The sequence below is a fragment of the Arthrobacter sp. 01T419 genome, assembly GCF_056398865.1.
In genome coordinates this window covers 519,162-534,737 of record NZ_JBFTQF010000001.1, presented here as the reverse complement: position 1 = coordinate 534,737, position 15,576 = coordinate 519,162, and the positions used below count along the sequence as shown (strand labels likewise).

The following is a 15,576-nucleotide window of genomic DNA, read 5'->3' as shown; positions in this document are numbered from 1 at the left end:
GCATCTTCAGCGCGGGACAGGGACAGAGGCAAGGATGCTGCCCAGGACATCGTCCACGTGAACGCCGTCCATCTGGGCTTCAGGGCGAAGCCCCACACGGTGCCGCAAGCATGGCAAGGACAGCGCTTTGACGTCGTCGGGGGTGACGAAGTTGCGGCCGGACAACCATGCCCAGGCACGCGAAGTGTTCAACAATGCCGTTGCCCCGCGCGGGGAAACCCCCAATTGGAACGACGGAGCGGCGCGCGTCGCCCGGACAACGTCCACGATGTATCCGAGGATTTCGGGGGCCACCGTCACCCCGGCCACGGCGTCACGGGCATTTTGGAGCTCGGCGGCACCGGCCACCGGCCTGACCCCGGCCGCCAACAGGTTGCGCGGATCAAAGCCTTCCGAGTGCCTGCGGATCACCTCGATTTCCTCGGCACGTCCGGGCAGGGGCATGGAGAGCTTGAGGAGGAAGCGGTCCAACTGGGCTTCCGGCAGGGGATAGGTGCCCTCGTACTCCACGGGGTTCTGCGTGGCGGCAACAATGAACGGCGAGGGTAAGGGACGCGAAAGCCCGTCCACTGATACCTGGCGCTCTTCCATGGCCTCCAGCAGCGAGGCCTGGGTCTTGGGAGGGGTCCGGTTGATTTCGTCTGCCAGCATGATGTTGGTGAAGACAGGTCCTTCGCGGAAGGTGAATTCCGAGGTGTGCGAATCGTAGACGAGCGAACCGGTGACATCGCCGGGCATGAGGTCCGGCGTGAACTGGACGCGCTTCGTATCCAGGTTGAGGGCGGTGGACAAAGCACGGACCAACAGAGTCTTGGCAACCCCGGGTACGCCTTCCAGCAGGACGTGACCCCCGCAGAGCAATGCGATGAGCATGCCAGTCACCGTTGCATCCTGCCCGACGACGGCCTTGCCGACTTCGTGACGGACGTCCAGCAGGGCTTTGCGGGCGGGATCGGACTCCACAAAGTGCTGGACCGGCTGCTGCGACGGTGGTCCCTGCGATGCCGCCCCTCCCGAATAGCCATAGTTCCCGTCGGTGAAGCTGTTTGCTTGATTGCTCATGCGGCTGTTGCCTCCTGCTCGAGTTTTTCGATGCTTTGTGCCCATCGGACCAGTTCGGATTCGGTGCGGGGCTGGTGGTCCAGCAGCATCCGGAGTTCCTGCGCAGGCACGTCCAGCCTCCGGGCCGCGGTGTCAATGACGGAATCTGCTCCCACCTCGGGACCGAGCCGGAAGTGCCTTGCCAGCCTGGCCAGGGCGCCTGCCCGTAGATTGTCCGCTGCCCGGCCAACCGCACGTGAGTCCTGGTACAACCGGGCGCGGCCTTCGGCAGTTTCTGCGGCCTTGACCACCACCGGCAGCGGTTCGAACACGAGCGGACCGAATCTCCTGCCACGCCACAGCACGGCAAGCAGTGCGACTACCATCAGCCACAGACCCAGGAAGCCCACCCACGGTGGCGCCAATTCGTTGAGCGTAGGCGGTTTGCCGTCTCCCGGTATGTCTCCAAGGCTTGGGAGATACCAGACGAGATCCGGGGCAGACCCAAGAGTGCGGAAGGCCAAAGCGGCATTTCCCTCTTCTCGCAGAAGATCGTTGCTGAGCAGCGCCGTGCTGCCGAAAACCACCAGCCGCCCGTCCGCGCTCGCGGCGTACATGCCGCCGTCTTTGCTTCCTGGCCTATAGCAAATCGCCTCGGCTCCTGTGTAAAGGAAGCCGTTCTTTCCGGACACGGGCCCTGCGGCGAGTGGATCCGCTTGGCCACATCCCGCTTCCAAGGTTGATGTGCCGTTGGGAACCACGCCGGCATGCCGGATCTCGCTGCTGAGTCCCGTCAGGGTCCGGACGCCTGGGGTGACTACTACTACGCGGCCGGCCGACTCCAGCAAACTATGTAACTGGGAAGGGTCAAGGTAGCCGTTGCGGTCATACAACAAGACGGTGGCGCCTGGTTTCCTGGCCAGGAGCGAAGTTGTGGTCGCAAACGAATCGGATTCCGTAACCGTGACTCCGTGCCTGCGAAGGACCTCGGCCGCTGCCATCGCCCCGTCCGGAGCCGGATTGCGGGCAGACAGGGGCGCCTTGTCCGTGTTGGCGGGCGACTGGGCCAGGGTGAGGGCGCCAAGCACCACGACGATCGCTCCGATGATCATCCAGGCGATTTGGCGCCTCGACCAGCCACGCAGCCGCCCGGTCCACCGGACACTCTGTTCGGCCAAGGTCCCATCCTGATCGTGAGTTCGGCTTGCCGCTCGTTCGGAGGTGCCGCGTTCCTTGGCCTTGCCGGGGGCTGAAGTCATCGGGGGACCGCCAAACCGGCGACTGCCTGACTGGCGAAATCAGGTTTCGTGGCCGACAACTCTGTGTCCAATGCCAAGACAACGGCGTGATCGGAGGATGTGGCAGCTGCCTTGCCGTATTTCACTCCGTCGAAGAGCCTGGCCGCGTGCTCAAGCCGCGAACTGGCGGCCGTGAACACGCGCCCTAACTGGGCAGCTGCCTCGTCCGCGGTCCGGCCGGCTTGGGCATCAATGATTGCACGGTCCTCAGCCGAGCGAACCACAGCGCGGAACTGCTCGACGACGGCCGTTTCCCAGTCTCCACGGCCCGCTGCGGCAGATGCCCGCGCGCGGAAAGCCTCGGCATTCTCGGACGTCGCGTCGTCGAAAACCTCCGCCGATTTTTTCCTGCGGGCGTTGAGCCGCGGCCTGACCACGATCACGGCAACCACGATGAGGACCACCGCCAACGCTCCAATCACCGGCACGCCGATATTCGGCACGCTGAAGGAATCGCCGTTCAGGGAGCGGAGCCATTCGACGAACTGGTTCCACATCTCTTCGATCCAACTGGGTTTGGCCGATGCGTATTGGGGCTTGGAGAGTTCCTCAACCGCCCACCGTTGGGCTTCCCCGCGGTCGGGGTCAACGGGAGGTTCGAAGGCTGCGAAAAGACAGGCAAAGGACGCGAAGGCCGGGATCATCCTGTTGGCGAACCCTGACCGGGCGTTGGCGGCCATGATTGCGCGCCAGCGTGACGTGCTCCGCGGCGGCCGGGAACGCCGTCGGGATCTTCTCCGGTCTCCAGAAGCCGAAGCAGCTCCACATCCAGTCCGTCACGTCGCATCCTCAAGTCCATATAGATCAGGGCGGCAACCGAGGTTTGGAAGGCGAAGCCGACCGCACCTACGAGGGCCGCGACGACCAGCGAAATCACCAGCAGGACCACTGTTGTGGTGGTCACTTGTTCGGCGCTGGGGTGAGGGGAAAAGACGGCCGTCAATCCGCCGGACGCCAAGCTAAACGGAATCTGGATGACCTGCGCGATGACGCCCACCATGAATCCCACCAGCAACGTGATGCCAAAGACCCGCCACCAATTTCTGGCCGTAAGGGTCCACGAGCGCCGAAGACCGGCGAAGACGCCCAGTTCTTCTATGGTGATGGCGGACGGTGACACGAGCAGCTTGGTGCGGACCCAGGCATACGCGACGACGGCGCCGAATCCCAAAGGCAGGACCAAAAGTAGCCCGACCGGACCCAGCCCAGTCAAGATGAGGGCGGCCAACACGAACAGGGCTACGAAGAACAGCAATGAGCCGGCAAGTACGAGGAAACCAAACCCCACAAGGGACCAGATACGTGAACGGGCCAGGGACCACATTTGCTTGAACCCGGTCCGGCGGTTCAGCGCCGACCTCGCGACGGGGATCGCCATGACGCCTTGGAGAATGGAGGAAAGCACCAATGCGAGCATCGAAATACCCAGGATCCCGGCTAAGGCACCGAGGACCGGGCCAAAATACTGCATCGCTTCGGATTGGGAGGTGAAACCATCCACTGGGGGTTGGGCTATGCCGAGCATGCCCAGTGTGGTCACCCCGCTCAATGCGTTGGTGATTGCCTGAACAACAAGTGCCGAACCGAACATGGTCTTGGCGTTCCGGCGGATGGTCTGGAAGCCGCCGTCCATGATCTCACCGAACAAGAGCGGCCGGAGGGGCACGATCCCGGGTTTCGGCGGAGCGACATAGCGGGGCTGACCATATGGCGGCGGACCACCGGCGGGCCAGCGCGGATCGGCCGGGACGCCCCACGGCTGTCCTGGATACTGCGGCGGCCCCCACTGCGGCTGGGCGCCCCATGGTGGCTGGGCGCCCGCTTGTGGAGCGCCCCACTGTGGCTGGGCGCCCCATGGTGGCTGGGCGCCCGCTTGTGGAGCGCCCCACTGTGGCTGGGCGCCCCATGGTGGCTGCGGTCCCTGTTCGGGCCGGTTGCCCGGATCTGGCTGTGACACGTTTTCCTCCCCAAAAGATGCGATCCGCAGCAGTGCACGGCCCCGGAAGCGGGCCATTCGCTCCAGCCTATAGTTCCGCCGTCGCGCCTCATAGCCCAATCCGCCTGCCTTCTGCCGCGCGCCATGCCGTGATCCGCCTCAACGGGACAAAGGCTTAGTGATAAGGGAATATATAACTATGAAGGCACGCATCCTGGTGGTAGACGACGACGAAGCGCTGGCTGAAATGATCGGCATCGTGCTGCGGAACGACGGCTTCGACCCGGTTTTTTGCGCGGACGGCGGGCAGGCGCTGGAGGTATTCCGTTCCTCAAAGCCTGATCTGGTACTGCTTGACCTGATGCTGCCCGGTTCGGATGGCATCGAAGTGTGCCGCCAGATCCGCGGGGAGTCCGACGTTCCCATTGTCATGCTCACCGCCAAATCGGATACCTCCGATGTTGTCCGCGGCCTTGAATCCGGTGCTGATGACTACGTGCCAAAGCCCTTCAAACCGGCCGAACTCGTGGCACGGGTTCGCGCCAGGCTGCGCCCGGGAGACCAGAAAGCGCCGGAGACCCTGCGGATTGCCGATGTCACCATCGACGTCGCGGGCCACTTGGTGACCCGCGGCGGTGAGCGGATTTCGCTGACCCCCTTGGAATTCGACCTCTTGGTCGCCCTGGCGCGCAAGCCGTGGCAGGTTTTCACCCGCGAACTGCTCCTTGAGCAGGTGTGGGGGTACCGCCACGCTGCCGACACCCGGCTGGTCAACGTCCATGTCCAGCGGCTGCGGTCCAAGATCGAGCGTGATCCGGAAGCCCCCGAAGTTGTATTGACGGTTCGTGGTGTCGGATATAAAGCAGGCTCCTGAGTCTTCCAGCGGCGAGCCCGGCACTGACCAAGCGGCGGCATCGACCGAGGTCAAACACCCCGTTGCCGGACATCCTGTCCCGGAACACACCGACGCCCGGGCACTAAACCTCCCGTGGGTCCTGGAGCGTACTCGAATTTGGACTCGCCGGGCCCTGATCCTGGCGCTTCGCGTCTCCCGTCTTGTGGTGACCGGGCTTCGCCACATTCGTCCAGGAATCCGGTATTTGTGGCGCGCCCTCCTACGGCGTTGGCGCCGCTCGCTTGAATTCAGGACCGTGGCCGTGACGATCGTGCTGTCGGTCGTGTCGTTTGCGGTGGTCGGCGCGTACCTCTCAAACCAAATTGCGAACAACCTGTTCCAGGAGCGTCTGAAGCAAGCCGAATCTGAGAGCCGTTACTACGTCAAGCAAGTGCAGGACACCTTCGACGGTTCACAGGCCAACGACCAGTCGAGCGTCATCACCCTGGTCTACGACACCCTTAAGGCTGTGGAAGGCAACGGCTCGGTCATCCAGCGGCGATACGTCTTCGAAGCCATGCCCGAACAAACCAAGCCGCGCAACCGCTGGGTGGAATCGCGGGCCTCGGACCAATTGACGGTCCGCGTCATCCCCCCGGCGCTCCGCAAATCGGTCCAGGAATCGGGCAAGGACCAGTACTGGGCTTCCACGGAGTTTCCGGTCGGCAACCAGGATCACCCGGGAATCGCCGTCGGAAACAAGGTCACCTTCAATGGAACCGTCTACGAACTGTATCTCCTCTACGACCTGGATACCGCCCAACAAACCCTGGACGAAATCCAGAATGTGCTGTGGGCGGGTGGCGCCGCCCTCATCCTGATGATCGGCGGTATTGCCTGGTATGTGACCAGGAACGTCGTGAGCCCGGTGAGCCACGCCGCCGTCGTCTCCGAGAAGCTGGCCGCAGGCCAGTTGCAGGAGCGCATGGTGGTCAAGGGTGAAGATGAGGTGGCCAGGCTGGGCGCCTCCTTCAACCACATGGCTGCGAGCCTTCAGGAACAAATTACGCAGTTGGCCACCTTGTCCCAGATGCAGCAGCGATTCGTTTCCGATGTGTCGCATGAATTGCGGACCCCGCTCACGACAGTCCGAATGGCGGCGGAAGTGCTGTTCGACGCCCGGGATGATTTCGACCCCATCAATAAGCGCTCCGCAGAACTCCTGTACAACCAGGTGGAGCGTTTCCAATCCTTACTCTCGGACCTACTCGAGATCTCACGCTTCGACGCAGGTGCTGCGGTCCTGGACTCCGAGCCGACCGACATCCTCCAAGTGGTATCCCATGTCATCGACAGCGCCTCGCCAGTCGCCGCGGAGTACGGCTCGGAAGTCCGTCTTACCTCCCGCCACAAACGCATCATCGTGGATATGGATTCCCGCCGGATCGACCGCATCCTTCGGAACCTGCTGCTCAACGCCGTCGAACACGGCGAGGGGAAACCCGTCCATGTCTCCGTCGCAGCCAACCACGAAGCGGTCGCTGTTTCAGTGCGCGACTTCGGCATAGGGATGAGCCCGGCGGAGGCTGCGCGGGTCTTCGATCGCTTCTGGCGTGCCGATCCCGCCCGCGCCAGGACAACCGGCGGCAGCGGCCTTGGACTTTCCATCGCCGCGGAGGACACCAAGCTTCACAACGGGTGGCTCCAGGCTTGGGGCCGCAAAGGATCCGGTTCGAACTTCCGCTTGACCTTGCCTCTCAGGAAGGGAGGCACCATTGTGAAATCCCCCTTGCAGCTTGAAGCCGCAGATATCCACTTGCCAGGCGCCGCTCCCGAACGCCACATGCTCGTCTTGGATGCAGGCGAAGCCCCGCCGGAGCAGGGGTCCCGTGCGGATCAGGAACTGAACGGCCCTCCGGCGCTTCCTCCTGCCTTGCCTCCGACCCGCAAGGACGATGCCGACAAGACGGGGGACACGGCACTATGAGTTCCCGACGCTCGTATTCGTCCCGACGCCCGTATCTGCTGAGGGCTACAATCGCCGTTCTTGCAGTCCTCGTGGTTGTCCTCAGTTCCTGCGCGCAAATCCCACGGTCCGGTCCAGTGGGGAAGAGCAAGGACGAAAGCGCGGGCAACCCGAACGCTCCCGTCTTCTTCCCGCCGCCGCCCCACCCCGGAGCCAGCCCCGCGTCCATCATTGAAGACTTCTACGGTGCTGGCAGCGGCTATGAAGGCGACTATGCTGTGGCCCGGCAGTACCTGACGCAGTCGCTATCCGTCAGCTGGAAATCCGATAAGCGCACACTCGTTTTCCGCAAAGCGACAGTCGTCAAAACCGGCGTGGAAAATGAGTTCAAGTACCAGCTCGATCTCGCTTACGCCGTCGACGCCGACGGTGTTGCCACACAGTTTCCTGAGGGAACCACTGAGACAATTCCGGTGACTTTGGAACAGGTCGACGGCGAGTGGCGGATCTCAGCAGTTCCGGACGGTACAGCGATCCCGGAAGAGACGTTCAAAGTCATCTATGCGGCCCAGCCCATCTATTTCTACGACCCCACTTTTGCGTACGCGGTTCCGGATATCCGCTGGTTCATCAAGAAGAACACCGTCAAGGCGATGACCAGTGCATTGCTAGCCGGTCCGGCGCCTTACCTGCGGGGCGCCGTCGTCAGTGCCTTTCCTTCGGGCATGAAACTGGCCAGGGAATCGGTGCCCGTTGTTTCGGGAGCAGCCCAAGTTGACTTGTCCGCAAAGGAACTCGTGGACGCCTCTGCCGAAGACAGGCAGCGCATGCAGAATCAGCTGGCGCTGACGTTCCGCAGCCAACCGGATGTGGTGAACGTTCAGCTCCGGGCGGACCAGGACCTTGTCCGGGTGGAAGACAATGGCTCGGTCCTGCCCCCGGTGCTCGAGAAGAGTGCACCTGCCCGCCAAATTGCAGTCAGCAACAACGAACTGGTGCGCTACGAGAACAACAGAATCTCGCCCCTCCCGGACATGCAGCCGGTGGCCGGACTGAACCCGAAGGCTCCCGCAGAGTCCCCGACATCCCAGGCGGTGGCCTTCCTCAATGACGCTGGAACCGTCCTTTATTCGATCATTCCGGGCCAGCCCGCACGTCAGTTGACCACAAGGAGCACCCTGAGCCATCCCTCGTTCAGTCCACAGGACTGGGTCTGGACGGCAGGGCCGGGAGCCAGCGGCGCCACCGAGGTCGTGGCGTTCAAGCCATCCAACGTTGCGCAAGGCCAGCCTGTCCCCAGCGTGACGATGACCCCGGCATGGCTGGCCGGGCGCGTGGTGAGGGATTTCCGCATATCCCGGGAGGGAACGCGCGCCCTGGTCATCTCCGAAATGAACGGTAAGTCGTCTGTGCAAGTGACCGGCATCGTCCGGAATCCTGACGGCACCCCCAAGGATCTGACCGCCCCGATTACCTTGATTTCTTCAGCTCCTGCCGATCAAGGCGTTTGGGTCAATTCCACGACAGTTGCCGTGATGAAGGCTTCATCCAGTCAAAACGTTGTTCCTGAACTGCTGTCCCTCACGTCCAGCCAGCCGCAGCTGTTACCGGCTTGGCCGAGCCTGACAACCATCAGTGCCGGCAACGGGCCCGACCAGATTTTTGGACAGTCGGCAGCCGGAGTGTTCCAGCGGGTGGGCAATGGTTGGGAACTCCAACTCAAGGGTCCGGTGGACCCGGCTTTCCCGGGCTAGGGTCCCTTTTGCCGTCACGTTCTCCACATAGCCTGTTGTCCGCATAGGTGTTATCCACATGCGTACGTTCGGTGCTGTTGGCTGTGGGGCAGAAACCGGATGCTTGGGGCATGGGGAATGACAACAGGCACCGCCGGGCGTGCGATCCTGATCTTGTTGTCCGGAACCACGCTGCGCGTCATCGGGGAATTCATCCTGCTCGTTTGATGCGGCTCGGACAGGGCTTGGGTGATGCCCTCACTGAGTTGCTGGCTGTTCTGGCTCCCGTGGAATGCATGTGCTGCGGTGCCGAGGATTCGGCGCTCTGTGGCGCATGTGCACGGCAGCTACGTCTTTTGTGCAAGCGCCCTTTCCGCGCTGAAGGGCAAGCACCGGCCTTGCTTACGGTGGATGGCTCCGTGCTCCTGCCTGTTGTCGCAGCCGGCCACTATCGGGACGAACTTGCGCAAGCACTCCTGTCTTTCAAGCATCTAGGCCAAGGACAACTGGCCTCAACGCTCGCGCCTGCTTTGGGGAAGGCCATACGGGCAGCCGTTGGAGAAAGGGTGGACATCTGTGTGGTCCCGGTGCCCAGCAGCAACGCGGCCTTCCGGCGCCGCGGATTCAGTCCGGTCCATCTCTTGCTCGGCCGCTTGCGGCGCCAGGGTGCCTTGCCAGGCCTGGAGGTGAAGGATGCCTTGAAGAAGGGGAGGCCCGGGATTGCGGTGCAGACCCTCATGCCGGCCCTGCTGGCCCGGTTCCAAGGTGTTGCGGGCCAGGTTGTGAAAGCCTCGCAACGGGCTGGTGTTGGCGTTGGGGCGCCGGCGCCAGGAAGCGGACAAAAGGGCTTGGGCCGTGGAGACCGTGCGCGCCGCGTCCGCGGCTCCATGACCGTTCGGCTTTTCCGGAAAGGTTCTTTGGAAAGCCGGGTATGCATCATCGTCGACGACGTCCTCACCACGGGCGCCACCCTGGCCGAAGCTGCGCGGGCCGTATCGGCGGCGGGCGGCACGGTGTGTGGCGCCGTTGTCCTTGCGGCCACTAGACCCCCGGCGGGAAACGAGTTCTCCCAGATGCGCCCGGGGCAACCCAAAATCGACTCAAACAAAAAATAAGTGACGAAAGGGTGAATTACCCGTGGCGATGAACTAACGTCGGTTATGGGTACCAAGAACAGATGTACCTGTCGATAGCGGCTCGGAAAGGGGCTCGACTGTCCGTCAGATCAGCCCCAAGAAGCGCCCTTATCGTGTCACCTGAGTTGTTTGGAGGGCACCATGGAGTTCATGATCAGCGGCCGTAATCTGACCGTTTCGGATCGCTTCCGCGAGTATGCAGGCGAGAAGATTTCAAAGATTGAATCGCTTGGGGACAAGGTCCAGAGGGTTGACGCAAAGGTTTCGAAGGAAACCAACCCGCGTCAGACACCGGGCCAGCTCACGGTGGAAGTTACAGTTCTGGGCCGGGGCCCTGTGATCCGGGCCGAAGCGAGCGCCGCTGACAAGTTTGCCGCCTTTGATCTCGCCTATAGCAAGCTTCTGGAAAGACTCCGCCGGGCCAAGGACCGCAAGAAGGTCCACCATGGCCGCCACACGCCCAAAGCCGTCCGTGAGGCCACCGCGGCGCTCGAGCCCGCCAGTGCGAGCGAACCCATCTACGTAGAAGCAAGCAACCACCAGGAGCCAACGACGCCACCGGTGGAGACCTCGCCCTATGATGTCGACAACGACATTCCGGCCGGCGATTCCCCGGTCCTGATTCGTCGCAAGGTCTTCCCCGCCGCTTCGCTCACCCTTGATGATGCGGTGGACAACATGGAATTGGTGGGCCACAATTTCTACCTGTTCGTGGACAAGGAAACCAACACCCCGTCGGTTGTCTATCGCCGCCGCGGCTGGACATATGGAGTAATCACCCTCGACTCCACGTGCGAGCCAGGAGACGAACCCGTGGAGGAAAAGATCCACGCTTACCGCTCGAATGACCAGGCTGCCACAGCCTAGGCAACATTCGCATCTCCCATGAAAGGACTGGCATGGCCGCTTCGCTGAGCCTGTTGCGGGCACGGCGGATCGCATTGGCAGCCCAAGGACTGGACAAGGAACGGCCCACCGGCCCCGTGACTACACGGACGGTGGGCCGCACCTTTGCCCGGCTCCATGTGGTGCAGATCGACTCCGTCAATGTCCTTACGCGCAGCCATTACCTCCCCTTTTTCTCAAGGCTCGGCAAGTATGACCGAAGCATCCTCCATACAATGGCCGGGCGAAGTCCGCGGCGCATGATGGAGTACTGGGCGCACGAGGCCAGCTTCATCCGCCCTGAGCACTTTCAGGACCTGCTGCTGTGGCAAAACCGTACCTGGGTGGGCGCGGCCCACCTGGAGCGCGGAATCCGGGAGGATATGGCGAGCCGTATCCTCGACGCGCTCGCAAGCGGGCGCCCCATGACGGCCGCCCAATTGACCGCACACCTGGGGCACGAGGAAGAGCGGCAGCACGACAACTGGGGTTGGAATTGGAACTTGGTCAAACAGGTTTTGGAGCACTTGTTTGAAGAGGGGCTCGTGACGGCTGCGTCGAGGACGGAGCAATTCGAGCGGCGGTACACCCTGACGTCGAGGGTCCTGCCCGCGGGATCTCCTGGAGTCAACGGCCGCATGGGAAGTTTTCAGGACGGTGACGCTGATCTCCCAGCGGCGGCCATGGACCGGCTGATCGACGCCGCAGCCCAGGCCCACGGCATCGGAACAATCCGTTGCTTCGCCGATTACTTCCGGACTCCGGTGAAGCCTGCTGCAGCATCGCTCAGCAGGCTCGTTGCCGCGGGGCGCCTGGAACCGGTCACTGTGCGGGGCTGGGACCGGCCGGTGTATCGGCACGTGGAAGCCCGGCTTCCCCGCAGTGCCACCGCCCGGGCGCTGCTCAGCCCGTTTGACTCCCTGGTCTTTGAGCGCCGGAGGCTTGAGGAGCTGTTCGGGTTCCACTACCGGATCGAAATCTACACGCCTGCGGAGAGGCGCAAGTTCGGTTACTACGTCCTGCCGTTCCTCCTCCGGGACGCAGTGGTCGCCCGAGTAGACCTTAAAGCCGACCGCTCAGCCAAGCAGCTTCTGGTGCGCGCCGCACATGGTGAACCGAACGCGCCGGGGGACACCGCCGTCGAGCTCTCCGCGGAGCTGCGGCTCATGGCCGATTGGCTCGGGCTCGACGACGTCGTCGTGTCACCGAGCGGTGATCTCTCCCCGGCGCTGGCCTCGGCAGCGGCCCGAAACTGAATTCCCGGAGTGTCCCCAGGCGCGCCCGGCTCTCCGCTCTCAGGGGAACGAGGCCGCGTGGTGTTGGTCTCTCACGTAGACTGAAACCGCCAGAATTCGGCAGCTTGAGACTGGGAGCAACTTTACGTGGCATCACTTATCGAAAAACTTCTCCGCACGGGTGACAAAAAAACCCTGAGGCAACTGCGGACCTATGCCGATTCCATCAACGCCCTCGAAGACTCTTTCAAGACCTTCTCCGACGCCGAATTGCGCGAAGAGACGGACAGGCTCCGTGCCCGTCACGAGGACGGTGAGCAGCTGGACGAGCTCTTGCCCGAGGCTTTCGCGGCTGTGCGTGAAGCTTCCTCCCGCACGCTCGGGATGCGCCACTTCGATGTCCAGCTCATGGGTGGGGCTGCCCTTCACCTAGGCAATATCGCCGAGATGAAAACCGGTGAAGGCAAGACCCTCGTGGCCACTGCTCCGGCCTACCTCAATGCCCTTACAGGCAACGGTGTGCATGTCGTCACAGTCAACGACTACCTCGCCGAATACCAGTCCGAGCTCATGGGCCGCGTCTACCGCTTCCTGGGCCTCACCAGCGGATGCATCCTCTCCAACCAGGACCCATCAGTGCGCCGGCAGATGTACGCTGCCGATATTACCTACGGCACCAACAACGAATTCGGTTTCGACTACCTGCGCGACAACATGGCGTGGGACAAATCCGAGCTCGTACAGCGCGGCCACAACTTCGCGATTGTCGACGAAGTGGACTCCATCCTCATTGACGAGGCCCGCACCCCGCTCATTATTTCCGGTCCTGCCCAAGGTGACACCAACCGCTGGTACAGCGAATTCGCGAAGGTCGTGTTGCGTCTCCAGCCGGAGACCGACTACGAAGTCGACGAAAAGAAGCGCACCATCGGTGTCCTCGAAGCCGGCATTGAGAAGGTCGAGGACTACCTCGGCATCCAGAACCTCTACGAATCCGCCAACACCCCGCTCATTGGCTTCCTGAACAACGCCATCAAGGCAAAGGAGCTCTTCAAGCGGGACAAGGACTACGTCATCCTGGACGGCGAAGTACTCATCGTTGACGAGCACACTGGCCGCATCCTCGCGGGACGGCGTTACAACGAGGGCATGCACCAAGCGATCGAGGCCAAGGAAAACGTCGAGATCAAGGCTGAGAACCAGACCCTCGCCACGGTGACACTGCAGAACTACTTCCGCATGTACTCCAAGCTTTCGGGCATGACCGGTACGGCTGAGACCGAAGCCGCCGAGTTCATGAGCACGTACAAGCTTGGTGTGGTGCCCATCCCCACTAACCGGGACATGCAGCGCATCGACCAGTCGGACCTCGTGTACAAGAACGAAATCGTGAAGTTCGAAGCCGTCGTCAAGGACATCGCGGAACGCCATGAAAAGGGCCAGCCCGTCCTCGTTGGCACCACCAGCGTGGAGAAGAGCGAATACCTTGCCAAGTTGCTGGCCAAAGAAGGCATCCGCCACGAGGTCCTGAACGCAAAGAACCACGCACGCGAGGCTGCCATCGTCGCGCAAGCGGGACGCAAGGGCGCAGTCACGGTCGCTACCAACATGGCTGGCCGTGGTACTGACATCATGTTGGGCGGCAACGCTGAGTTCACAGCTATTGCCGATCTTGCGAAGCGTGGCCTGGATCCCGAGGAGAACTCTGAGGAATACGAGGCAGAGTGGCCAGGGGCACTCGAAGCGGCCAAGCAGGCAGTCAAGGATGAGCATGAGGAAGTGCTTGAACTAGGCGGACTCTACGTGCTGGGAACGGAACGCCACGAATCCCGTCGAATCGACAACCAGCTCCGCGGTCGCTCGGGCCGCCAGGGTGACCCGGGTGAGTCCCGTTTCTACCTCTCGCTGACGGATGACCTCATGAGGCTCTTCAATTCCGGTGCCGCCGAGCGCCTCATGAACAGCTCCGTGCCGGACGACGTCGCCCTCGAATCCAAGCTTGTGTCCCGTGCAATCGCTTCGGCCCAGGGCCAGGTTGAAGGCCGAAACGCTGAGCAGCGGAAGAACGTCCTCAAATATGACGACGTTCTGAACCGCCAGCGTGAAGCCATCTACGGCGACCGACGGAGGATCCTTGAGGGCGACGACCTGCATGAAAAGGTTCAATTCTTCCTGGAGGACACCATCAATGCCCTCATCGATGCCGCGACGTCGGAAGGAACCGGCGATGATTGGGACTTCCACCAGCTGTGGACCAACCTCAAGACGCTGTACCCGGTGACTGTTACGGCCCAGGACATCATTGACGAAGCCGGCGGCAAGGCCCGCGTGTCCGTTGAATTCCTCAAAAACGAGATCCTTTCTGACGCGCAGCTCGTTTACAAGGAGCGGGAGGAAGCCATTGGCGCCGAGAACATGCGCGAGCTTGAGCGCAGGGTTGTCCTCTCGGTCCTTGGACGCAAGTGGCAGGAACATCTCTATGAGATGGACTACCTCAAGGAGGGCATTGGCCTTCGCGCGATGGCCCAAAGGGATCCCCTCGTCGAGTACCAGCGCGAAGGATTCATGATGTTCCAGAGCATGATGGAGGCCATCCGAGAGGAGAGCGTCGGCTTCCTCTACAACCTGGAAGTCGAAGTAACGCCCGCCGAAGACGTGGTGATCGTCGACGGCAGCCCCGAAGGCGGTCACGTCGAACATCACGATCCGCAAATTCGCGCGGCCGGCCTCGAAGCTCCGGAGAAACCGGTTCAGCTGCAGTACACGGCGCCCGGTGAAGACGGTGCGAGCCAGACCCGGGTGGAAGGCCGGTCCTCGGGGCGCTCGGGCAACCCCGCCAAGGCCGCCGCCGAAGACAAGCAGCGCGGGACCAGCAAGAAGAAGCGCCGCTGACCCCGGCCGTACGCTGGGAAACGGAGAAGGACCAGAACCTCGTTCTGGTCCTTCTCCGTTTCCCGAGACGTCCCAGGGGACGCTGCGTCAGCCAATTTCGAGGGCAGTGACCTTCCACGCGCCATTGCTTCCTTCAAGCCGCATGGCTACGGCGCGGGAGCGGAGTTCTTCGGAGATAACCACGCTTGCCTCGTACACTCCCTCCTTCACGGTGCAGACACGAACTGAGCGGACCACCGGACTGCGGTGAAGCCGTGACCGTCCGGCCTGGGACCGGGCCGCATGGGCTCGCGTCAGTGCCGCCCGGTGCTGGAGTGCGCTGAGGCATCGCGGGTCCAGGGACCGCGAGAGCTGCTGGACAGGCCGCGTGCCCGCAAGGACTTCGATTGAGGCTTGGGCGATACTGCGGGCCAGCGTGCGCAATTCCCCATCAAGGCTGATCACGTCGGCCACCTTGCGGGCGGAAGACCGCCCCGTAGCGGAAGAACTCCCCGGTCGGGCTGTGGCGCGAGACGATTCCCCGGTTGCTGGAGGAAAGATTTGTGGCGAAGTCACCGTCCGGGATGCATCGGGCAGGGCATGGATAGCTGATGTTGCGCTCATGGATTTCCTCGATTGA

At 62.5% G+C, this 15,576-nt stretch carries 12 protein-coding genes; 7 read left to right on the top strand and 5 right to left on the bottom strand.

What is annotated here, in order from left to right:
• Positions 1-6: 6 nt before the first annotated feature.
• From AC1DLO_RS02510 to AC1DLO_RS02495, 4 genes are read right to left on the bottom strand one after another with little or no spacing between them, the layout of a single operon-like run.
• Positions 7-1,062: an AAA family ATPase gene (locus tag AC1DLO_RS02510; protein ID WP_184736943.1), complete on the bottom strand. Its 1,056-nt coding sequence runs from the start codon at positions 1,060-1,062 to the stop codon at positions 7-9.
• Positions 1,059-2,300 carry a DUF4350 domain-containing protein gene (locus tag AC1DLO_RS02505; protein ID WP_476888678.1) on the bottom strand — a complete coding sequence of 414 codons (1,242 nt, stop codon included), beginning with the start codon at positions 2,298-2,300 and terminating at the stop codon, positions 1,059-1,061. Before AC1DLO_RS02505 ends, AC1DLO_RS02510 begins: the two co-directional genes overlap by 4 nt.
• Positions 2,297-3,019 (bottom strand): DUF4129 domain-containing protein, encoded by a 723-nt coding sequence (locus tag AC1DLO_RS02500; protein WP_476888677.1) that lies wholly within the window; start codon positions 3,017-3,019, stop codon positions 2,297-2,299. The genes AC1DLO_RS02505 and AC1DLO_RS02500 overlap by 4 nt, the downstream gene beginning before the upstream one ends.
• Positions 2,980-4,296 carry a DUF7847 domain-containing protein gene (locus tag AC1DLO_RS02495; protein WP_476888676.1) on the bottom strand — a complete coding sequence of 439 codons (1,317 nt, stop codon included), beginning with the start codon at positions 4,294-4,296 and terminating at the stop codon, positions 2,980-2,982. The genes AC1DLO_RS02500 and AC1DLO_RS02495 overlap by 40 nt, the downstream gene beginning before the upstream one ends.
• A 178-nt stretch (positions 4,297-4,474) precedes the next feature.
• Between AC1DLO_RS02495 and mtrA the strand changes: the two genes are divergently transcribed.
• The 7 genes from mtrA to secA all read left to right on the top strand — a co-directional run bounded on the left by mtrA (position 4,475) and on the right by secA (position 14,957).
• The gene (gene mtrA, locus AC1DLO_RS02490) at positions 4,475-5,149 is read left to right on the top strand and encodes an MtrAB system response regulator MtrA (protein ID WP_184736948.1); all 675 of its coding nucleotides are present in this window, start codon (positions 4,475-4,477) and stop codon (positions 5,147-5,149) included.
• Positions 5,121-7,097, top strand: a complete 1,977-nt coding sequence (gene mtrB, locus AC1DLO_RS02485; protein ID WP_476888675.1) for an MtrAB system histidine kinase MtrB — start codon at positions 5,121-5,123, stop codon at positions 7,095-7,097. Before mtrA ends, mtrB begins: the two co-directional genes overlap by 29 nt.
• Entirely contained in the window at positions 7,094-8,830 is a 1,737-nt protein-coding gene (locus AC1DLO_RS02480; protein ID WP_476888674.1) for an LpqB family beta-propeller domain-containing protein, read from the top strand. The genes mtrB and AC1DLO_RS02480 overlap by 4 nt, the downstream gene beginning before the upstream one ends.
• A gap of 386 nt (positions 8,831-9,216) precedes the next feature.
• Positions 9,217-9,924, top strand: a complete 708-nt coding sequence (locus AC1DLO_RS02475) for a ComF family protein (RefSeq protein ID WP_476888768.1) — start codon at positions 9,217-9,219, stop codon at positions 9,922-9,924.
• A gap of 162 nt (positions 9,925-10,086) precedes the next feature.
• Entirely contained in the window at positions 10,087-10,812 is a 726-nt protein-coding gene (hpf, locus tag AC1DLO_RS02470) for a ribosome hibernation-promoting factor, HPF/YfiA family (protein ID WP_476888673.1), read from the top strand.
• A 32-nt stretch (positions 10,813-10,844) separates the two neighbouring features.
• Entirely contained in the window at positions 10,845-12,086 is a 1,242-nt protein-coding gene (locus AC1DLO_RS02465) for a winged helix-turn-helix domain-containing protein (protein ID WP_476914389.1), read from the top strand.
• 126 nt (positions 12,087-12,212) lie between these two features.
• The gene (gene secA / locus AC1DLO_RS02460) at positions 12,213-14,957 is read left to right on the top strand and encodes a preprotein translocase subunit SecA (RefSeq protein ID WP_476888671.1); all 2,745 of its coding nucleotides are present in this window, start codon (positions 12,213-12,215) and stop codon (positions 14,955-14,957) included.
• An 87-nt stretch (positions 14,958-15,044) separates the two neighbouring features.
• On the opposite strand, the gene AC1DLO_RS02455 is transcribed toward secA, so the two are convergent.
• On the bottom strand, positions 15,045-15,401 hold the full coding sequence (locus tag AC1DLO_RS02455) for an Rv3235 family protein (RefSeq protein ID WP_476888670.1): 357 nt from the start codon (positions 15,399-15,401) through the stop codon (positions 15,045-15,047).
• Positions 15,402-15,576 lie beyond the last annotated feature (175 nt).